General features: G+C 36.3%; 15 protein-coding genes. 8 read left to right on the forward strand and 7 right to left on the reverse strand.

The window, feature by feature from the left end:
• Positions 1–169: 169 nt before the first annotated feature.
• Genes srlA through IGJ23_RS04775 form a run of 6 tightly spaced genes read left to right on the forward strand, consistent with a single transcriptional unit; the run spans position 170 to position 5512 of the window.
• Positions 170–703 (forward strand): PTS glucitol/sorbitol transporter subunit IIC, encoded by a 534-nt coding sequence (gene srlA, locus IGJ23_RS04750; protein ID WP_010737301.1) that lies wholly within the window; start codon positions 170–172, stop codon positions 701–703.
• A gap of 24 nt (positions 704–727) precedes the next feature.
• A complete protein-coding gene (gene srlE / locus IGJ23_RS04755; protein ID WP_207432486.1) occupies positions 728–1765 on the forward strand; it encodes a PTS glucitol/sorbitol transporter subunit IIB in 1038 nt (345 codons plus the stop codon).
• 15 nt (positions 1766–1780) lie between these two features.
• Entirely contained in the window at positions 1781–2854 is a 1074-nt protein-coding gene (locus IGJ23_RS04760; RefSeq protein ID WP_207432484.1) for a zinc-binding dehydrogenase, read from the forward strand.
• Positions 2851–3846, forward strand: coding sequence for a 2-hydroxyacid dehydrogenase (locus IGJ23_RS04765; RefSeq protein WP_207432482.1), 996 nt, complete (start codon positions 2851–2853; stop codon positions 3844–3846). Before IGJ23_RS04760 ends, IGJ23_RS04765 begins: the two co-directional genes overlap by 4 nt.
• 40 nt (positions 3847–3886) lie before the next feature.
• A complete protein-coding gene (locus IGJ23_RS04770; RefSeq protein WP_034867482.1) occupies positions 3887–5134 on the forward strand; it encodes an NAD(P)H-dependent oxidoreductase in 1248 nt (415 codons plus the stop codon).
• Between the two features lie 15 nt (positions 5135–5149).
• On the forward strand, positions 5150–5512 hold the full coding sequence (locus tag IGJ23_RS04775; RefSeq protein WP_063626862.1) for a PTS glucitol/sorbitol transporter subunit IIA: 363 nt from the start codon (positions 5150–5152) through the stop codon (positions 5510–5512).
• Between the two features lie 158 nt (positions 5513–5670).
• Here IGJ23_RS04775 and IGJ23_RS04780 read toward each other — a convergent pair whose 3' ends face one another.
• From IGJ23_RS04780 to celB, 7 genes are all read right to left on the reverse strand, one after another.
• A complete protein-coding gene (locus IGJ23_RS04780) occupies positions 5671–6666 on the reverse strand; it encodes a DUF916 and DUF3324 domain-containing protein (protein ID WP_178286473.1) in 996 nt (331 codons plus the stop codon).
• A 16-nt stretch (positions 6667–6682) separates the two neighbouring features.
• A complete protein-coding gene (locus IGJ23_RS04785) occupies positions 6683–7291 on the reverse strand; it encodes a WxL domain-containing protein (RefSeq protein WP_010719619.1) in 609 nt (202 codons plus the stop codon).
• Positions 7292–7312: 21 nt separating this feature from the next.
• The gene (locus tag IGJ23_RS04790; RefSeq protein WP_063626866.1) at positions 7313–8671 is read right to left on the reverse strand and encodes an adhesive domain-containing protein; all 1359 of its coding nucleotides are present in this window, start codon (positions 8669–8671) and stop codon (positions 7313–7315) included.
• 457 nt (positions 8672–9128) lie between these two features.
• Positions 9129–9737 carry an alpha/beta hydrolase gene (locus IGJ23_RS04795; RefSeq protein WP_096709259.1) on the reverse strand — a complete coding sequence of 203 codons (609 nt, stop codon included), beginning with the start codon at positions 9735–9737 and terminating at the stop codon, positions 9129–9131.
• Between the two features lie 63 nt (positions 9738–9800).
• Complete coding sequence (locus IGJ23_RS04800; RefSeq protein WP_034867486.1) at positions 9801–10775, reverse strand: VOC family protein; 975 nt, start codon at positions 10773–10775, stop codon at positions 9801–9803.
• Positions 10776–10932: 157 nt separating this feature from the next.
• Positions 10933–11652 carry a GntR family transcriptional regulator gene (locus tag IGJ23_RS04805; RefSeq protein WP_010719615.1) on the reverse strand — a complete coding sequence of 240 codons (720 nt, stop codon included), beginning with the start codon at positions 11650–11652 and terminating at the stop codon, positions 10933–10935.
• 214 nt (positions 11653–11866) lie between these two features.
• A complete protein-coding gene (gene celB, locus IGJ23_RS04810; RefSeq protein ID WP_010719614.1) occupies positions 11867–13138 on the reverse strand; it encodes a PTS cellobiose transporter subunit IIC in 1272 nt (423 codons plus the stop codon).
• Positions 13139–13291: 153 nt separating this feature from the next.
• Between celB and IGJ23_RS04815 the strand changes: the two genes are divergently transcribed.
• Positions 13292–14689 carry a glycoside hydrolase family 1 protein gene (locus IGJ23_RS04815; RefSeq protein WP_063626871.1) on the forward strand — a complete coding sequence of 466 codons (1398 nt, stop codon included), beginning with the start codon at positions 13292–13294 and terminating at the stop codon, positions 14687–14689.
• 315 nt (positions 14690–15004) lie between these two features.
• A complete protein-coding gene (locus tag IGJ23_RS04820) occupies positions 15005–21814 on the forward strand; it encodes a hypothetical protein (RefSeq protein WP_438774661.1) in 6810 nt (2269 codons plus the stop codon).
• Positions 21815–21931 lie beyond the last annotated feature (117 nt).

A 21931-nucleotide genomic window follows, 5' to 3' on the forward strand; every position in this document is an offset into this window, starting at 1 on the left:
GTCATACATTTAATAAAAAACATTTCCATTTTTAGTGTACTTTATTTTTTCAAAAAAATCAATTGACATTAATTTTGTCAAATGATATATTCTTGGTGTGATATCATATGACAAATGAATTGTCTTTTGATATAAGCGCGCAATTTGATCTTAAAAGGAGGAATGGGATTTGAATTTTCTGGTGAAGTTGTCAGATGGCTTTATGGGAATGTTTCAAGCTGGAGCAGATACTTTTGTTGGATTTTTAACGACGATCGTTCCGCTGTTGATTTCTTTGATTCTTTTTGTAAACGCTCTAATAAAAATTATCGGAGAAAAAAGAGTATTTGGATTCATGCAACGATGTACGAAATTCACGTTATTACGCTATACATTGATTCCGTTTTTAGCGTGTTTCTTTTTAACAAATCCAATGTGTTATACATTTGGACGATTTTTAAAAGAAGAACACAAGGCAGCTTACTATGATGCAACGGTGTCAATGCTTCATCCCATCGTGGGATTATTTCCTCATGCAAATTCAGCTGAACTATTTGTTTATCTTGGTGTGGCAGCTGGCTTTGGTAAAGTGGGAAATCAAAGTGAATTAGGTCTAAGGTATTTACTAGCTGCTTTTATGATTATCTTAGTACGAGGAATCATTACAGAAAAAATTGCTCGTTTCTTAACACAAAGAGAAGCAAAAAAAACAACAGAAGCATAGACGAAACTGAGAATGGAGGTAGAGATGGAAGCGAAAAAACTAATTATCCATAAAGGAAATGGTGGCTGGGGAGGACCATTAACCATTCCGTTAAATGATGAACGTAAGAAGTACGTTATCAGCGTAACCGGTGGGGGCATTCATCCCGTCGCTGAAAAGATTGCGGAATTAGCTGGGGTAACAGCGGTTGATGCATTTAAAAATCCAGTGGAAAAAGAAGAAACCTTGTGTGCAGTCATTGATTGTGGCGGAACAGCACGCTGTGGAACGTATCCAAGAATGAAGATCCCAACAATCAACGTAAAATTGCAAGCGCCTTCTGGGCCGTTGGCGAAATTTATGACAGGAGATATTTTTGTTTCAGGAACAACGATTACAAACATAGAAATTATTAGTGAGAGCGAAGCTGCACAAGTACATAATAAAGAAGATAAGAATGAAAAAACATCAAATATCAACACAAATAAACCGGAAACAACTACAGAAATAACAAAAGAAACCACTGAAAAGAAAAATCATAGCAATAAAAAAGGTGGGATTTTTGGCTTGATCGATACCATCGGACGTGGTGCGGGGAGCTTTATCAATATCATGTATCAAGCAGGGCGTGAAACGATCGATACCGTGCTAACAAATATTATTCCATTTATGGCTTTTGTTGCAACTTTGATTGGTATTATCAACTATACAGGAATTGGGGATATTATTGCGAAGATTTTGTCACCTTTAGGCGGTAGCTTACTTGGCTTAGTTCTATTAGGTGCTATTACTAGTTTGCCGTTTTTATCTCCTTTATTAGCACCAGGGGCGGTGATTGCTTCGGTGATTGGTTTATTGATCGGAACAGAGATCGCTAATGGTACAATCCCGCCACATTACGCTCTACCAGCACTGTTTGCTATCAATTCACAAGTTGGCTGTGATTTTGCACCTGTAGGAATGACTTTGGGAGAAGCAAAACCAGAAACGATTTCTAATGGTGTGCCAGCTGTGTTGTTTTCGCGAATTTTAACTGGTCCGATCGCAGTTATCATTGCGTATGCTTTTTCAATTGGATTATAGAATAGGAGTGAAAAAATGCAACCTAAAAACATAACGTTTGGCTATTTAGCTGAGAAGAAGAATGCAAAGATCAAGGAAATACCGATGCCTGAATTGGCAGAAGATGAATTGTTAGTAAAACAAGAAGCTTGTAACATTTGTACAACTGACTATCAACAATGGTTAGGACTTAGAGAACATCAAGGCTATCCTATGGCTGGCGGACATGAATGTTCAGGAATTGTCATAGCAAAAGGCAAAGCTGTCGGCGATACCTACCAGATCGGCGATCGAGTCAGTGTACTTTATGATTATTGTGGTTACTGTGATGAGTGTAAATTTGGTGAAATTACGAATTGTGAAAACAAACGGCAATTTGGAAAGAATTATTCAAAAGAGTTTTATGGGATTTTTGGATTTGCGAATTATTTTGTTCGTAAAGCCAAGAGCTTCGTCAAGATGAGACCAACTTTATCTGCCTCAGAAGCTGCTTTTGTCGAACCCTTATCCTCCGTCGTTCAAAATATGAAAAAATTACGAATAGTGCCTGGGAAAGAAACGATCGTGATCATCGGTGGAGGAACAATGGGACTTCTTAATGGACTAACAGCACGAGCAATGGGCGCAAGGGTCATTATTTCTGAGGTCATGCCTAAAAAGTTAGCTCTAATCAAGGAATTAGGGTTTGAAGCGATTGATGCAAGTCAAACCGATCCAGTCCAAAAAGTCAAAGAACTCACAAATGGGAGAGGGGCTGACAGCGTTATTGTCGCAGTTGGATCAACTTTGGCGATGAATCAATCCCTTGAGATGGTGAAAGAAAAAGATGGGAAAATCTCGATTTATGCTGCGGGTTATCCTGCGCCTGAAATGGCTATCCAGCCAAATACGATTCATTATATGCGTCTCGAAGTGATCGGTACGTATGCTTCCACATTAGAAGATTTTTATGACGCAGCTACACTCCTGAATGAAGGACGAGTGGATGTATCAAAATTGATCGAAACCAAAGTTCCATTAATGGATATTCAAAAAGCATTCGAGATCGCTAGCACCCCAGGAAGCTACCGGGTATCAGTTGTATTAAATGAGGAGGGGAATAAAGAATGATCAAATGTTTAGCAATCGCAGATTTATTTATCAATCGAGAAATGATGGAAGAAGGCTTAAAAGATTTAGCTACAAAAGGAATTTCTGTAGACATCAAAGAATGGCGGCATTCTGATTTAGATAGTCTGCAAAAAGATAATATCAAGATTGAAAAACATGGGTGTGATGCAGTCGAATTACCAGAGTATCTCTTAGAAAATATTGAAGAGTATCAGTGGATCATTACTCAATTTGCACCGATTGGTAAAAAAGTGATCGAACGGGCGGAAAATTTGGAATTAGTTGGCGTACTGCGAGCAGGTACAGAAAATGTCGCTGTTAGCTATGCCGAAGAAAAAGGAATTGCTGTTTATAATACTCCTGGCAGAAGTAAGACTAGTGTGTCGGAATTTACTGTTGGTTTGATTTTGACAGAAATTCGAAATATCGCACGAGGAAATCAAAAATTAAGAGAGCATCAGTGGCAAAAGTACTATCCTAATGGGCTATTAGCACCTGAATTAAAAGAGTCAACGATTGGTTTAATTGGTTATGGCGAAATTGGCCAACGAGTTGCTCATTTGTTGCGACCTTTTGGATGTAACATTCTTTTCTTTGATGATTATTTTGATGGTACGTCCCCTGATACTCAAGTTAGCTTAGAGGAACTTGTGGAAAAAGCAGATATCTTTTCGATGCATTATCGATTGACTCCTCAAACAAAACATATGATCAATGAGTCGCATTTCAAGAAAATGAAACCTTCTGCTGTTTTCATCAATAGTGCCCGTGCTGGATTAGTCAATGAACAAGATTTGATTCAAGCATTAAGAAACAAAGAGATTACGGGAGCGGCAGTGGATGTTTTTGAACAGGAACCATTACCCGCAGACCATCCTTATCTAACATTAGATAATCTCACGATCACTCCTCATATTGCGGGCTCGACAATTGGTAATTTTGCCAATTCGCCTAAAATATTAGTGAACCGAATCTTTAGAGAATATTTATAAAAAAACATAAAAAATTGAATGAGTGGAGGAAATACATAAGATGACTTTATATGGTGAATTACAATTAAGAGAAAAAACAGGAAATCCAATCAAAGTGGGTGTAATTGGTGCAGGACAAATGGGCAGGGGAATGATTGCACAAATAGCGTCAATTCCAGGGATGATCGTAACAGGGATCAGCGACTTGTCCCTTGATTATGCACAAAAAGCGAAAGAAGCGTATCTAGCTTCGGCAAAAGTTAAAAATGATGTCCTTATTTCAACAGATGCTAAAGAAATTATTCACTCTGATTGGAATGAAGTAATCGTAGATGCTACTGGTGTACCTGAAGCAGGAGCAAAAATTGCGCTTGAAGCGTTATTAGCAAAAAAACATCTTGTCTTATTAAATGTTGAAATCGATATCACTATTGGACCTTTGATGCATAAACTCTATGATTCAGCAGGGTTGATCTATACTGGATCAGATGGCGATGAACCTGCAGCAACCACCGAATTATTTGAATTTGCTTCGTCTATGGGGATGGAAGTCTTAGTTGCGGGAAAAGGGAAGAATAATCAATTGAATATTTCCGCAAATCCGGCAACTGCTGAAAAAGAAGCTCAGAAAAAACAAATGGCTCCTCATATGCTAGCTGCTTTCCAAGATGGAACAAAAACAATGGCTGAAATGAATCTTTTATCAAATGCGATTGGCTATATCCCTGACAAGGTAGGTATGCATGGTTTGAAAGGGGATCTAGATTCTGTCATTACTTCGTTAGATTTAAAAGAAAATGGTGGGGTCTTATCTCAATTTGGTGTAGTGGAATATGTGGATGGTTTAGCGCCAGGCGTCTTTGTTATCGTTAAGGGGCAAAATAGCGAAGTAGCTGAAGAAATGAATTACTTGATGAAGAAAGGGGAACGGGATCATCATATCTTATATCGCCCGTATCATTTAGCAAGTTTAGAAACACCAATTACGATTGCAAAAGCTGTCTTACAACAAGATCATGCCATTGTTCCATTAGGCGCCCCAATTTCAGAAACCGTTGCGGTAGCGAAAAAAGATATTCAACCTGGGGATCATTTAGATGGAATCGGTGGTTTTTGTGTCCGAGGAGTACTTGAGACCCACGAAGAAATGAAGCGAGAGGGACATATCCCGATCGGACTGATCTCTGGAGAAGTAGTAGCAAAACGTTTTATACGGGCGGGTTCTTTCTTAACTGAAGATGACGTTGAACTAGATGCCAGTACCACTGTTTGGCAGTTACGTCATTTACAAGATACGACGTTATCATAGAAGGAGGAGAAAACCATGCACACAACAAAGATTGTTGAGGTTGGTTCTTTAGTGGAAGAATTTGCGGCAGAGTACTTAATGATTCTTTTCGGACAACAGGTACCACCTGAATTAAAAGACATCTGTGTGGTTCATAACAATCATGAAACGGCTAAAAATGTCATCAAAACAGGGGATATACTGACCATCGGCAACCAAGAATATCAAATCAAAGAAGTTGGCAGTGAAGCCAATCATAACTTTGAAACCCTTGGACATATCTCCATTTATTTCCGCACAGGAGAAAACGAAGTTTTGCCAGGAGCAATCGTTGTAGAGCCTCAAATCTTTCCAGAGTTTGCGATTGGAGATACCATTCGATTTGGAGAATCACAATAAGAAGCTGTTAGTTAGAAATAAATAGATGGAATCACTGTTGTTCGTGAAAAAGAACAAATGAGGTTGGTGGTATATCCTTCGATAAAAACTATACCAGAAATAAAAACTAACTCTGCCTCGTGAAAATTTAGGTAGAGTTAGTTTTTGTTTGATAACAGTTATCGTTTTTTCTTTTTTACAATATACAGTAAAAAGACAATAATGAGGACGAGAGCGAAAATAATACCTCCAGCTAGCCAAAGGAGCCAATTGTTTTGCGGCTCATCCTTTGTAGTAGATATATTTTGTTCATTATAAGTTGCAGCTGTTTTTTGCGAAATAGTAAAATTTATCTTTTGCTGCCAATTGATTTCCTTGTTTTTGACATTCGTCATTAGCTGATAGGTTCCTGGTTCGAATTCTTTTCCTTCTAAAAAAATCAAATAGTCCGTGCCGCTGTTAGGGGCGAACGAAATGGGCTGGGTCCCAGTTAGTACTGGGGTTTGTTGTTGTTCTTTTTTGATCTCATAGTGTATACGAGCACTAGATAGATAAGCAGCATTAGTATTTTCCAAAGTTGCTTTGATGGCATTTCTCTGGTTGATTTGGGTAGGTGCTGCTTTTTTTAGTTCTAAGTTCGGTTGGATTTTGTTTAGTTGTGTTTTAAGTAAGACAGCAATCTCCCGAGAAAAAACATGTTGAATATTTCCTTGTATATCTTTTTTTGGTTCTTCTTGGAGGTAGAGCCCACCCGCAATTACTCCATCAAAATCTTTTTCTGGCATTTTGATGGTTAAAGGAATCTTTTTTTGTTCATGTCCCGCAAGAGTAAACTTTTGCTTATCAACAGAAACAATTTTCTCGATATCAATGGGCAAATTATTAGGACGATCTTGATTTCTACCAGAATATTCAACAACACCTAGTTGATTAGTCTTTGCACGATTAAAGGACGGAATGATCGTGATCTCAGTTTCTTTTAGATTCGTGACTAAGACATTCAAAGTCGATTCCTGTCCAGGTTTTAGTTGTAGATCAAAATAATTGTCGTTTGTTGATGGTGTTGATTCATTGCCTTGCATTTGTGCATCAAAACTTTGTAAGGATTCGCCGTAGACGGTAAGATTTCCCATCAGTAGAAAGAAGAAGGGTAGTATCCAAAACCACTTTTTCACGATCATTCCTCCTTTCTTAGTTGGTTGGACTGGATGAGAAAGTCCAATTTAATGTAGTAGTATATTGTTCGGCTACTTTATTTGTATTCGCTGGAACAGATAAGCTGAATTGATTAATCGCTAGTGCAGTATCGCCCGAGTTTTGACCTGCGGTTGCATCTAAAATCGTAGCATCTTGATTGAATACTTGGATCGCTAATTCATCGTTTTCATAGGCACTGGTAGGGGCTAACCCTAAGTTATTTGTAAGTGCGCCAAAAGATAAATTGAGCTGTGCACCTGATAGCTCAACATCATCCGCTGTTTTGAACTGGTCAGTTTGAGATAACTTGACTGTCCATGTAGCTGCAGGATTTCCTCGGTTGTCTCGAACTGCTACGGTTCCAGTAGTAGGTGTAGAGCCGGTTTGTTCACCTGTAGCAGTAGCAATCCAGTTTTCAGCAGCTGCAGTTTGCAGGGGATGATCCCCAAAGTCTAAATTAGTTGGTATACCGCCAGCATAGTCAAATTCAAGTGCGCCTTCCACATAGGCCACTTCTCCTTGGGTTTGTGAATCAGCAAAAACGAGAGAACTTGAAAACAAGCTGATCCCCAAGACAAAAAAAGATAACGTTTTCTTTTTCATTTCTTCTTCCTCCTAAATAAATTACGGTGTATCCGATAAGAGCCATTCCACCATTGTTTGGTAGGTTCCCTTTGTTTTCAGACTTTCTTTGGGAACCGCTAATGAAAACTGATTGATTGCTAATTGGACTTGACCAGGATCAGTTACACCATTTAATTTGAGTAATGTTTGTTGCGTGCCTATAGATAGAGGGACCATTTGATTAGCAGTACTTGTGATCCCAGTGATAGGAAAGGTAGTTGTTAAATCTGCTGTTGAGATTTGTAATTGGGACGTTAATTGATTGGTTCCGTTTTGCCAAGGACTAAGTTGTTGGACTTTTATTTGCCAATTTTTTACAACTGTCCGTGTATCAGTAATCGAAATTGACCCGGTAGTTACTTGATTGTTATTGGTGGCTACTAAGTGCTCATCCTGTTGGGTCTGGATCAAGTGCTGACCAAAGTTCAAGTGAGTCGGCAAGCTTGTGCTCTGCCAGGTGAGTGCTCCAGCTGAAAAATAAACAGGTGTTGTACCAGTAGTAGTTCCTAACTGAATCGTCGACTGATCTGTTTGAATAAAACCGCCCTTAAAATTAGCTGTTAGATCTTGGGTCAATTTGGGCGAAGATAAAAGAAATGGTAGCGAAACACTCGTATTACCTAAAATCGAAGCAGCAACCAAATTTTTACTATTATCAGAAGTTGGTGAATTTAAACTCGTAATAAATTGAGACAAAGCTGTGACAAAGGGGGACAATAATGTTCCTAAAACAGTCCCAATCAGCGGTAAAGCTTGGACGATCGTTAATAAATTTTGAATCCGATTTTTTAATGTCGTTGTCAGGATGGGTAATAGCCCTTGACTAATCGCTACGCCATACTGAGTGCTCGACCGTGGGACGATAGCTAGAGTAAGATTCTGGGCACCAAAAGTTTCCGAACGTAATTCTGACAATGCCTGATTAACCGCTGTTTTATTTTGTGTGGAAACTAAAGGTGAGTTGACGATCAACGAAATCACAGAGGTTATGGTCGGCAAAATCAATTGTAAAGGGGACTGACTAAGTGGCACAGTAACAGTAGTTTGAACAGTCGCATTCCCATTAGGTTGGATATACCCGACCATTTCAGTCGGTGCTTCTAAAATGGCATATTTATCGCCAGTTGTGATAACCCCAGCGCTGATGCCATTTTTTCCTTCAATGAGAAAAGTGACAGGGACATTTACTCGGTTTAAAAAAGGCGCATTTGGACTGGTTTGACTGTTATTAGTTGCGGTAGTCGTACCAAATAAATTTAACGAAACTGCTTGAACAACATTTGTTTGTGCAAGCACTGACAGAAGTGTCAATAACAGAAAGATTACTTGTTGAATCTGTTTTCTTTTTTTGTGAAGCATCGTGCCCCCTCCCTAATGAGTGAACCATATTAACTCGACAAAAAAATGGCGAACGCTAAAATGATTGCAACTCTGATTAATTAAACTATAGCAATTTTTCGGAAATCTAGCTAATCAAAAACTCATTTTTTTCTAATTTTTATAATAGAAATCCATATTCTACAGTTTTTTAAAATGAGGAATGTTTCTATTTATCTTTAATATGATGCGTTTATAATGAGGGGGAGCCAAGAAGGATTTTCCAAAATGAAAATTAAAAGAGATGATTTGAGAAAAATGGATAGTTGGATCTAGCACTTACATTCATTTTTCTGTTTCGTGCGTAAAGGTCGAAACAAAAAAAAACGCCCTAAAAATTGTCGTTTTCACGTACAACTTTTGGAGCGTACCTCATTATAGAGTCTTTGAAAAAGAGACTTTGAAAAATAATCCGATGCATCACAACTTTCGTCCAATATTAGTTAACCGAAAGCGAAGAAAGCCAACTTTTCGCGGCAATTAATTCAGCCTTTGTTAATTGATGACCAGTAAACGTTTCTTGGAATGTGAGGTGAGCTTTTTGCATTTCAAAATCTTTGATCAAATTCGTAATCGCTATAGAGGAGACGATTGGATCGGTCTTGCTGTAAGAAAGCCAGATCTGAGTATCAGTCATTACTTTTGCTGGATAATTGACGTTTAAAGACATTGGATGAAATAGGATTCCTTTTCGCAGCTCAGTATTTCTCGATAATAGCAAGTGAGCAGCGATATTCGCTCCATTGGAATAGCCTACGATCACCCAGTCATGTAACGAGATGTTTTCTTTTTGGCTAACTGCTGAGATTTTATGATACAGAAGCGCTGTTTCTTCTGCTAAACTCTGGTAATCGAATTGATTCAACCCATTCCGTCGAAAGAAGCGATTCATTCCGTCTTCTTTGATTGAACCACGAAAAGAAAGAATCGTAGCATCCGGTTCAAGGAACTGGGCGGTTTCAAGTAAAGAATATTCATCGCCACCTGTACCATGAAGAAGGAGTAAATTTCTACTTGTTTGTTTTCCCGCTTGAAAAAAATATTCCATGATTTGACCTCTTTTTCTTGAAAGATATGCTTCTTGGAATCGAAAGTCTGGATAGAAAGAAAATTATTCTCGTTGTTGGTTGGCATCCTGAGTATCGAAGGGACGAATGTACGCTTCGATTTCTTCTCTTTTACTTTCGAGTTGTGGTGGGAGTGATAGTTTTTCGCCAGCTGTATCTGCTGATTCATCTCCAAAAAAACCAGGTCCATCTGTTGCTAATTCAAAGAGAACGTGGGTGGCAGCTAAGAAGTATTCTGATTGGAAGTAGAAGCGATCCACAAACCCTGAACTTGGTACGTTTATCTGATTGATCACATGGATCCAGTGACGTAAGGCTTCTTCATCAGCGACACGCAAGGCAAGGTGATGGATATTGCCGAATCCTTCGATTGCTTTTGGTAAATCTGCTCGCTGTTCAACAATGATGCTTGCTCCATTACCGCCTTGACCGACTTCAAAGAGCGAAAAAGCTCCTGTTTGATCAGTAAGTTTAAACTCTAAAGTCTGTTCTAATAGTAACTGTAATGGTTCCATTTGACTCACTCGGACAAAAACTGGTCCCAAGCCTGTAATTGCATATTCTGATGGAATATTGCTGTTCTTCCAAGGAGTACCACCAGCAACACCTGTATTGTTTTCATCAGAAATCAATTGATAGAATTGATGGTCAAAGTCTTCAAACTCCAGATATTTTTTTGAAAAACGTTCCTTGATCGCAGAGTGAAGAACATTCTTTTCTTCAAAGCGTTTGAACCAATAAGTCAATGCTTCATCAGTTGGTACTCGAAAAGACACTCTAGAAATCGTATCCGTTCCTTTACTTCCTTGAGGTTGATTAGGAAAAGCGAAAAAAGTCATGTCAGTTCCAGGGGAGCCGTATTCATCTGTAAAATAAAGGTGATACGTTTCGATATCATCTTGGTTGATCGTTTTTTTTACTAAGCGCATTCCTAAAATATCCGTAAAAAAACGATAAATTTTAGTGGGACTTGAAGTCATAGCGGTAACATGGTGGATGCCTTTGATTTGAGTATCCATGGGAGTTCCTCCTTTGAACTTACAAAAAGTAAGTATTGTGTTAGTTACAGTATAGTGAGTGGGAACGTTTCTGGCAATTATTCTGTTTGACTCTGCTCTTTTGTAAACACCAAAAAATCCGTTTCACAATAGTTTCCTATTTTTGAAACGGATTTTTTTAGTTTGAACGGACATCAAGTAAGGAATAGTTGCGGACATCAAACCGATTTCTACTAGATGAATATTCGATGGGCTGACCATCTTTTAGATAAACGACTTGTTGCACATCCAAAACAGGATCTATTTCCGAACAATTCAAGTATTCCTGATCAAAGTGCGTACTTTTATCTGCTGAAATTGCTCGATAGGCGCCTGCAAAATGAAGATTTAGATCTTGGTGCAAGTAATCATAGATAGAAGAAAGCAGATGTTCTTTTTTTAGCCCTGGAACTAAATGTACAGGCATAAATGTATGTTCCAAAATATAAGGTTCGTTGTCTAAAATTCGTAAACGGTGAATATTATAAACAGGTTGTTCGGCACCAATCATTAATTTTTCTTGAATAAATGGGTTCGGAAACTCGACATCAAATTGAATGATTTGACTCGTCAGTGAACGATGACGACGCTTCATTTGATGGCTGAGTCCCTCATACTCATTGGCAGGGGAGGTATCTTTCTCGATAAAAGGATGATCTAAAATTTTGGTTCCAGCCCCTCTTTGCGAATAAACTAATCCTTCCATAGCCAGAATATTGATGGCTTTTTTGATGGTCATTCGACTTGCGCCAAATTCTTCGACTAAAGTGATCTGATTAGGCAAAAAGCTGTTTGGTGGATATTCTTTTGAACGGATTCTTTCCCTTAAAACATTTGCGATTTCTTCATATTTTGGCACGTTATTCACCTCGTATTGAGTATAACGAAAGTTATTTCGTTCGACAAGAAAGAAATAACGAAGTTTAGTTGTTGAATCACTCATTTCAATGAAACAAGCATGAACAAATCAATTCACATCATTCCATGTTTTGACTGTTCATGCTAGATTATAAAATTTGCTTAATCTCTATTAGAAAGAAGATGATTTGCTTCACAGGTGAGTAGATAAGGCTTTACACAACGTCTAAATCAGGTTGTTTATCTAATACTTTTAAGAATGGGTACCAAATAAAAGCGACGATCACAAAATCGACTACTTGTAAGAGACCGCCTAGCCATGAATTGGTAGCTAAAACACCACTAGCAATGATCGGCACAGTCCACGGAACTGAAACACCTGTAGGCGGAGGAACGATGCCAGCTGCCATCATCAAGTAGTTGAACGTTGTCACGACCAAAGGAGCAACGACCCAAGGAATCAAAATGGTTGCGTTCAATACGATTGGTAGACCAAAAATTGCAGGTTCATTGACATTGAAGATTCCAGGTGCTAGCGCTAAACGACCAACATCACGGTATTGTTTTTTCTTCAAGACAAAAGCCATCAATAATACTACTGCTAACGTCATTCCAGAGCCACCGATACCAACGGTAAAGGTTTCCATAAATGGTTTTGTGATGATATGTGGTAGTTCTTTCCCATGCTGATAAGCTTCTAAATTATCAAGCATCAATGTATTCCAGATAGGGTCCATAACAGAATTAACAATAATTTGACCGTGAAGACCAAAGAACCACAAAAATTGAACAAAGAATAAGGCAATCAACGTGGCAGGTAAACTACTACCTAAACCAGTTAGAGGTTTTTGGATAACTTCATAGACTAAGTCATGAAGGTTCGCATTAAATACGCCAGTCATGACAGCGTTGATGATCAAGAAAACAGTCAATGTGACTACAGCTGGAATCAAAGCAGCAAAAGATTTCGTTACTGCAGGTGGTACGCCATCAGGCATTTTAATTTGCCAACCACGTTTGGTGATTCGACAGTAGATTTCCGCAGCTAAAAAGGCAGCAATCATTCCAATGAACATTCCTTTAGCACCTAGACGATCAAGTGATAGGACACCCGAAACTTCTTCACCACCAGCTGTTGTCATCACAAAAGGTGTGAGAATCAAAAAGCTTGCGAATGAAACAGCGCCACCAAAAATACCTTCTACATCATATGATTTTGATAAATAATAGCCGATACCAAATGTAACAAAAACGGACATGATACTCATCGTCGCATTTTGACCATTACCAAAAAGGGTGCTTAACGTGCCTTTGGTACCATCACTGAAGAACGGTAGATTATTCACAACGACCACAATTGATCCAAACATTGTTAGCGGAAATGACAACATAAATGCATCCCGTAACACAGTTAAGTAACGGTTTTGCCCTAAAAGATTGGCTAAGGGCATAATTTTTTGAGAAAGTTTATCCATAAAACCATTCATTTTTTTCACCTCAAATTTATTTTGCAATCGATTACAAACGTAGTATAACGTCTGTCTGTTTAAATGTCTAGTCATTATTATCAAAAGTATTGATTTATTTTCAGTGATTGTTTATGATTACGGTAATTACTAAAAGAATTGAGGGATTATGAAATGAAACACTACGATTTTCCAAAGAATTTTTGGTGGGGAACCGCCGCAAGTGGACCACAAACAGAAGGCAGAATCAAAGGAGATGGGAAAGGAGAAAACATTTGGGACTATTGGTATGATCTAGAGCCAGAAAAATTTTTCAATCAAGTTGGTCCTGAGAAAACCTCTCAAGTTTACACGAAATATCGAGAAGACGTTCAATTGATGAAAGAGACAGGTCATAATACTTTCCGAACATCCATTCAATGGAGTCGTCTATTCCCTAAAGGAAAAGGAGAAGTGAATCAACAGGCTGTATCATTTTACCGTTCATATTTTACAGAATTACTGGAGCAGGGAATTGAACCATTTGTCAATTTATATCATTTTGATATGCCTTTAGAATTACAACAAACAGGTGGCTGGTTGTCTCGTGATACGGTTGACGCCTATGTGGCCTATGCAAAAACCTGTTTTGAGTTATTTGGGGATTTAGTAAAGAAATGGTTTACCCATAATGAACCGATTGTTCCAGTAGAAGGCGGTTATCTCTATCAGTTTCATTATCCTAACCATATCAATCTAAAAGAGGCTATTCAAGTTGGTTTCCACGAAAATTTGGCAAGTGCCAAAGCAATTGAAGCCTATCATAAGATGGGACAAAAAGGAGAAATTGGAATCATTTTGAATTTAACTCCTAGCTACCCGCGAGACGAAACAAACCCTGAGGATGTCAAGGCTGCTAGAATCGCTGATGCTTTTTTCAATCGTTCTTTTCTTGATCCTGCAGTAAAAGGAGAGTTTCCATCAGAGTTGGTTGCTATTGTGAAAGAATTAGCGATAATGCCAGAGATGGGGCCCGATGATTTAACGATTATCAAAGAAAATACGATTGATCTATTAGGAATCAATTATTATCAACCTCGGAGAATCAAGGCAAAAGAAACACCGATTGATCATCAGAATGGACCAATGCCAGAAGATTATTTTGATTATTATGATATGCCTAATAAAAAAATGAATATCTATCGTGGTTGGGAAATTTATGAAAAAGGGATCTATGATATCTTGACGAATACGAGAGAGAACTATAGCAATATCAAATGTTATATCTCTGAAAATGGTATGGGTGTAGAAGGGGAAGAACGTTTCGTTAACTCGGAAGGCGTGATTGAAGATGATTATCGGATCACTTTTGTCACAGACCATCTGAAATATGTGCATCAGGCAATCCAAGAAGGAACGAATTGTGTGGGTTACCACATGTGGACTTGCATGGATAACTGGTCTTGGACGAACGCTTATAAAAACCGTTATGGACTGATTGCTGTCGATCTAAACAAAGACGGTAAACGGACGATTAAAAAGTCGGGCCATTGGTTTAAAACCGTAGCCATGAAAAATGGGTTTGAAGCCTAAAAATTTTTGTAAATAGTTTTTAGAATAAAAACGAATGAAACTGGGACAAAAAGTTGTGAAGTACAAAGGTCATAATCGCAATAAACGATTTTATTATTTTTACCAATCTTCAGAAATTTCAGCTTATCGGCTTATTTCTTGAGAATAAAAACTTTTTGTCTCAATTTCATTGGTTTATTACATAAAAAATGGTAGGAAACAATACTAAAAAGCAGTGTGAACCGACACAGTTATCCATACTAGTAAGAACAAGGATACGAGTGATTAAAATTTGTTGCAATTTACAAAAACGGACGATAAAGAAAAGGAGATCGAATGGAAAAAAACGAAGGTTTATTTAATGTATATTTTAAAGCAGATCGAGTGGACTATGGAAAAAATGGCTATGAATCTATCAATTTAAAAAATAACCCGAGTTTGATGTCAGATAGTATTTATTTATATAATCTTTTATTCATGAATAAGCCGGCATTTGTTCCAAGGGATTGGGAACAACACCAAGTTAACTTTGAAAGATATGTTATGCCGCGTTTAACTGTGAACGAACAAGCAATAGTTAGAGAATGGATAAATACTCTTCATAAAAATGAATTGTTACAGTACAGATCTTTAGAGGGAATGGCGAAAACTTACGTTACTTTTCATAAGCTGTTAAAAAAAATAACTAATGAAGCGGACCAAGCTTTTGAAGATCAGTTTAAAGATGTTCAGTCATTAGATCAGCAATCACGAAAGAAAACAATCGATATCTATAGTTTTTATCATAAGATTTCTAATGAAAAAACAGCAGAATCAACTAAAAGACTAGAAGCGCAGGTCAGTGATTTGTTGATCAAACCAGTGGTAAATAAAGGTGAAAATAGTCCTAATTGGTTTAATGATTTAGTGAGAGCAGTTATGGTTCTGGAGCGAGGGATAGAGTCAGAGAAACTAAAAACAAAAATATTTACTGAAATAAAAAAATCCGGTAATCAACCTGTTCTTGAAGAAAAATGGGATTCATTCATTAAAAACCATGCGATTCCACGCATGCAAAAAAATAATGGTTTGGATAAAGTCTATTATGAATTATCTCAAACAATCAATGTTTTGAACAAGAAAATTAAGGTATCTGTAGAAGAAGCACAGTCTGTTTCTTCTGTTTTTTATAATAAAATATTTCCCAATTTACTCCGTTTGCCTGACATGTCTCATCTGGAAAAAATAGCAATTTATGAAATTTATATCGATGAAAGTAACTTATTACCGAAAACCAAAAATAAAATAAAAAAAACTTTGGAGAAAAATTTATTAAAAAAAGAAAAAAAGAAACTTGAAGAAGTCAAGCTTTTAAAAAAACAAAATATTCAGATGATAGAAGAGGTAGGACCGCATGATTTATTAGCCCTTGAAGAAATACAGCGAGGAAAGCAAAAAGCAACAGTAGATTTTTTTACAGCTATTTATAAAAAGTATGGTGCATTAAATAGAACAACAATGACTAGAGAAAAATATTTAAGTGAAGAAGTACAGCGAGGAAAGCAAAAAGCAACGGGGGATCTTTTTACAGTTATTTATGAAAAGAATGGTGCATTGAATAGAACAGCAATTTCTAGAGAAGCGAAGAAATATTTAAGCAAAGTAGGCTATTTAGAATTTGAATTTATAGTACATAATAGTGAACAAAAAAATCATATAATAAAACAAGAATCCACTTCTTTAAGTGTACTTAAATCTATGCTTAAACGGAAAGATTTATCTCCTTATGCAGTGAAAGCTTATTGTTTAGCCTATTTAGAAGAGCGACAACTGGAAAGCAATATCAAAAAACTTTGGAGAAAACCTTTTTTGAAAGATTTAACACCAGAAGAGATTAAAGTAGTGGAGAATCTAGTTTCTGAAAAAAGATTATGTCTACAATTGGGGAAGGAAGTAGGACCAGAACTTGCAGTCAGATATGAAAGAAGCAATCAAGATAATCAAGTAGAACGACTGAAATTGTTCAATGAAATGGATCAAAAGGTTTTTTCAGTGACTTGTCGCCAATTCATCAAAGAGCAAGCTAAAAAAAGGTTAAGTGAAGAAAACTATGTTCGATATAAAGTAACTCGAATGGTACGAGCTGTAGAGAGAAAAAAAGCGTTACAGAGAGAGGATAAAACAGAATTTCTTGATCAATTTATTAGAAATGTAAATTTATCCCCTAACGAAATTAGAGCTTATTGTTTAGCTTATTTAGAAGAGCGACAAATAAACCGAAATAGCAAAGAAAAGTTTAAAAACACTTTTTTGAACGGTTTAACACCAGAAAATATTATAGAAGTGATGGATCTAGTTTCAGAAAAAAGATTATATTTACAATTAGGAAAAGAAGTAGGTCCAGAACTTGCAACTAATCTTGACAATATCAAGGAAAGCAACCAAGTAGTCCTATCTCAATTGTTCAAAGAGATGGATCAAAAAGCTTTTTCAGTGACTTGTCGCCAATTCATCAAAGAGCAAGCTAAAAAACATTTAAGTAAAGCAAACTATGTGAGATTTGAAATAGGTCACGTGATACGAGAGGGAGAGAGTAAAAAAAATTTACAGGAATGGGAAAAAACAGATTTTCTTAATTCATTTCTAAGTCGCGAAAATTTATCTCCTAACGAAATTAGAGCTTATGAGTTAGCTTATCTAGAAATGAAATACGAACCACTTAGCCGAATGAATAGTTGGAAAAAGAGTTTACAACAATATTTTGAGAAAAACTTAACAAGTGAAGAAAGAAATGAAGTGCAAGCCTTAGTTCCTCAAAAAATAGTTCTTATCCAATTGTCAAAAGAGCTAGATTTAAAAAACGTATTCCAGCTTGAAGAAATACAGCAAGGAAAACAAGAAGGAAGGCTTGGTTTTTTCACAGATATTTATGAAAAATCCTTTTCAACGACTAACCAAGAATACATCAAAACACAAGCAAAAATATGTTTAAGTCCTGCTAACCATGCTGAATTTGCAGTGAAAAGTCAGATGCAAGATGCATTGAGAGAAAAAGGATTAAAGCTAGCGAATATTAAGTTTAGCGAAGATAAAATTCGGGTGTTTCTTGACCAGAAAATGCAATCACCACTTGAAATTAGAGCGTATTACTTAGCCTGTATAGAAGAACAAGTGATACCAATGGATATCAAAAAAAGTTTGATACACGCTTTGAAAAAAGATTTAACTGTAGACGAAAATCTGAAATTGTCAGAACTCATTTCAGAACAACAAAGACTTATCCACTTGTCTGAAGAAATAGGCCCAGAACGTACATTGGAATTCTTAAAAATAAAAAAAGAAAACAAAGCAGCAACAATTGATTTCTTTACAGATTTATATAACAACGTATCTTCCTATACCCAACAATGGATAAAAGAACAGGCATCGTTACATTTAAATCAAAAAGAACATTTAGAGTTTACTAAAAAAATCAAACTAAAAGAAATAATCAAAGAAGGTGGGCCTGATTTAAAAGCATCTGCAGTCTATACCCAACGTAAACGAGCATTCGAAAAAGCAATGAGTCTTCCAGTCATTGAAGAGTTGCAAGTGAGAAACGGGCTGCAACAAGTCAATGCTAATCTTATAGATCCTCTTGAACTTAGGCGATTAAACAAGGAACAACTAATCGATTCTTTGGTCAAAGTCCAAGTGAGATTTCCACATTGGGAACAACGTTTAAAAGATCAAGCAATCGACCGCTCCATCTCGCATTTAAACGATTTAGAAAAAAAAGAGATCAAGACTTCTTTAAAAGTTGAAGAATTGAAAGGATTTTTAAATAAAGTTAAGTTTCATGATTCTGATGGATTTAGCTTAATTTGGGGTTATGCTAAATTTCACGTTGACAATGATCGTAGAATTATTAAACTCCAAAAAATTAAAGAACAACTAGATGAGATCGCGCCAGCCAATTTACTTCAGCCAGTTGTTGTAAAAATATTAACGAACAATAAGTGTGATTATCAAGATCTAAAACTAAGAGAAGCTATTGTGTCCTATGATAAAACAGCGATAGAAATCAATCATCAATTAAAAAGTGAATTTAAAGCAATGGGTGTAACGTTTAAAGAGGTAAGTAGAAATCAAATACTAAGAAGAATATTCAAAAATCTTGATAAGGGACTAAAGTCAGAAAAAGAACAAATTGCGGAGGTTCTGTCAGATTCCAACTTACACTATAATAATTTACTAAATACATTGCTCGTTCAGTTTGAAAAGAAGGTACATGAGTATATTCCATATTTAGATACGTTGATTCAAAAAGATTATGAGGATAAAGGTGACGTGTCATTAACGAATAAAAGGATTTTAGAACTTGTAGAAAACGAACCGGGCCTTAAAGATTTACTCGTTTGTTGCCAAAATATGCTTCCTTCTTATCCTTTAAAAAATTATGCTCAGACGATTCCAATGGTGTCTACCTATTTTGCCAATTTAGCGCATCAAATTGAGGAAACATATCAAAGTCCAGGAAAAAAATTAGCAAAGCAAATTTTCATGCTAGGGAAACTGGATCCATTATATTGTGCAAAAATGATTCAGTACTTGAGCGCACAATACACTAATAAGCAACCTAACCCTTTACCAATACATCCAAATATTTTAATACAACATAAAATGGAGAAGATAGTAGAAAGATATCATGACCTATACCCACTTCCGTCCATGCGTAGCGAATTGACTGGCAAAAAAGTAGTTAATAAAGTGGCTAATGAAGTAGTTGGAAATGTTGAAAGGCCAATCTCAACACCAATCATAGAGCAATCAAGTCAGCCGTTTGATTGGAGTCCTTCTGTCATTTTAAATCAGGAAGTAAGACCGACTGAAACAGCTAAGGCAATTGTTGCGTTTCACAATAAATACCATGATCTGGAGATGACTAAACAGTTTACATCTTTTGCAACGAAACCAAGGCTTGAGAGAGAAAAAGACAAAACCAATACAACTAAAGAAGAGAGTCTCAAAGAAGTTGCCTACCAAGAATTTCTTAAGAAAAAAAAGAGCTATAAAAAATCAAAAAATTCCTCTGGAAGAGAGATTGCTCATGAAGAAATGGAACTAGCATTAAAAAAATATCAGCATGTCGTGCAAAAAAAACAAGATCAAAAAGAATGTGCGAACAATATGGAGAATCAAGAATTAGTTCGAGCAGGTGTGTATTTGACTCAACAATTACAGTCAGATGAGCTGACGAATTATCTGGTGGATCGAATGATTGCTCCTGAAAATAGGAGACCCGCTAATGTTCAATTACAATATTTTATTAAAGAATTAGTACATGATTTAAATACAGCAACAGAAAGAGAAGCGGCAATTCAAACGATCATGCAACCCTATTTAAGTGTGGAAGAAAGACAAAAGTTTTATGCTTTTATGAAGCAGGATACGTATCTTCAACAGTTTCTTAAGCAAGAAAACCTATCGAAAATTGAATTAAAAGCATGTGTTAGTGCTTGCCTACATAAAAGTGATTTGCCATTTAAAGAACAAGTGGATCAGAAACTAGATGTTTTTTTAACAGACAAGGAACAACGTCAGTTGAAAGAAATGGTTAGTCAAAAAGAGATAGTACGTGTCTTAGCAGAACAACGGGATTATGAAACAGCAGTGAAATTTGAAAAGGTATTAAAGAAAGAAGAAGTAGGTGAGATAAATTGGCTAGTATCCATTTATAATGATACGCCATTCCTATTAATAAAAGAATCAATTACATCACTGATTGATTCTTCTTTTAATGAAGCAGATCGTATGCAATTTTATAATAAAATTAACTCTAACCATAAGCTGAAAGACCTTAGCAAACAAGTGTCTCTTACTACAGCAGAAGGAGAAAATTCTCGGTCAAACAAGGAAGACATGTTTTCGTTAGTTTCTGCAATCAGTCCAGAAGTTGCAGAGAGGATAGAAGCAACTAACTTAAAACGATTGCCATTAATTGCTGAAATAAAAGAAAATCTAGAAGAGAAAGGGATCAAGTATTATCTTCCTGAAATAATCAAAGAAATTGGAAAGATAGATTGGAACAACCATCAGGGAAATTCTGAAAATGAATTAATAAAAGAAAAATTGAGACAAGTAAGCATAACTTGTTCAGATGAGCAAATAGAAAATTGGAGAGATATATTTTTTGATAACTTTATAGAAGGCATAAGGATAGGGGATTTAAATGAACAAAAAGAAATATATCCTTTAAGTGGAATGGGAGTAACATTTAACACAACTATTGAAAAAATAAACGAACTTTTAAAGAAAAAATATGAGGAACAAATGAATCAAGTGGAAAGCCCATCAATGAAGAAATCTTTAGATGAGGCAAAAGAAAACTTAATCGAAGAAATTGAACAATCTGTGCGTATGATTAACCCAAACGATAAAAAAAGGACTATAGAAGATCAATTTGTTGAAAATTTTACTCGTTGCAGCATTCAAAAGTATGGAGGAAAAGGTCTCCCAGTCAAAAATATTTTAGAGGAATCACCTACATTGAAAAAGGTATTGTTAAAAAAATTACCCGCTATTAATCTTTCTTACCCTATTGAATTACGTAAGCTGATCAATGAATGGTATGAAAATACCCCATTCTCTCCATTTTTAAAAGAATATAATGAAACAGAACAAGAAATAATCCAAGTTGAGAAATCCATTTACAAATTATTTTATAATGATGACAATTATTGTGCAGAAAATATGCGTGTGATGCTTGTCGATTATGCGGGTATATCGGTAAGTTTAGACCCAAGAGATAGAGAAATGTATGGTTATCCCCTAAGAAAGAAGGCAGAATCAGTACTAGTGGGCTATAAAGAAGTAATGAAAAAACAAGGTATATCAAAGATACTTCCGAAAGAATTACAAGAATTGCAGAAAAACATTCCTGGGCAAACAAAAAGTACTATGATCTCATTTGATTTTATCACGCAAAATGATCAATCAGTGAAGGGCAATCAAAGAACGCAAGTTAGCATGCAACAAATAATGGAAAAAGCAGGAAATTGCTCTACTAATTCACCATTGGTACCAGAAAGAACACACGGCACGTCAATAAACAGAGGTGAAAGCACAAATGAGAGGAGCATCCCTAACGATAGACAATTATCAGAAAAACTTAGTTATAATCGATGAATTCGGAAATCATGTTTCTTGAGTTCAGTATTCTTCCTGATTGCCATCTAACTTGAAGAAAAAGCCAGTCAATCTATTGATTAATAGAAAATCAGATAGATAAAAACATAATGAGGG

This window comes from Enterococcus sp. DIV1682a (assembly GCF_051711005.1).
GTDB lineage: Bacteria > Bacillota > Bacilli > Lactobacillales > Enterococcaceae > Enterococcus_B > Enterococcus_B hirae.

What these genes read in the sequence shown, in the direction of transcription:
- srlE (WP_207432486.1), top strand. Translation starts at nt 728, where the DNA reads ATGGAAGCGAAAAAACTAATTATCCATAAAGGAAATGGTGGCTGGGGA.
- IGJ23_RS04790 (WP_063626866.1), bottom strand. Translation starts at nt 8,671, where the DNA reads ATGCTTCACAAAAAAAGAAAACAGATTCAACAAGTAATCTTTCTGTTA.
- celB (WP_010719614.1), bottom strand. Translation starts at nt 13,138, where the DNA reads ATGAATGGTTTTATGGATAAACTTTCTCAAAAAATTATGCCCTTAGCC.
- IGJ23_RS04800 (WP_034867486.1), bottom strand. Translation starts at nt 10,775, where the DNA reads ATGGATACTCAAATCAAAGGCATCCACCATGTTACCGCTATGACTTCA.
- IGJ23_RS04770 (WP_034867482.1), top strand. Translation starts at nt 3,887, where the DNA reads ATGACTTTATATGGTGAATTACAATTAAGAGAAAAAACAGGAAATCCA.
- IGJ23_RS04795 (WP_096709259.1), bottom strand. Translation starts at nt 9,737, where the DNA reads ATGGAATATTTTTTTCAAGCGGGAAAACAAACAAGTAGAAATTTACTC.
- IGJ23_RS04785 (WP_010719619.1), bottom strand. Translation starts at nt 7,291, where the DNA reads ATGAAAAAGAAAACGTTATCTTTTTTTGTCTTGGGGATCAGCTTGTTT.
- IGJ23_RS04760 (WP_207432484.1), top strand. Translation starts at nt 1,781, where the DNA reads ATGCAACCTAAAAACATAACGTTTGGCTATTTAGCTGAGAAGAAGAAT.
- IGJ23_RS04815 (WP_063626871.1), top strand. Translation starts at nt 13,292, where the DNA reads ATGAAACACTACGATTTTCCAAAGAATTTTTGGTGGGGAACCGCCGCA.
- IGJ23_RS04820 (WP_438774661.1), top strand. Translation starts at nt 15,005, where the DNA reads ATGGAAAAAAACGAAGGTTTATTTAATGTATATTTTAAAGCAGATCGA.
- IGJ23_RS04775 (WP_063626862.1), top strand. Translation starts at nt 5,150, where the DNA reads ATGCACACAACAAAGATTGTTGAGGTTGGTTCTTTAGTGGAAGAATTT.
- IGJ23_RS04765 (WP_207432482.1), top strand. Translation starts at nt 2,851, where the DNA reads ATGATCAAATGTTTAGCAATCGCAGATTTATTTATCAATCGAGAAATG.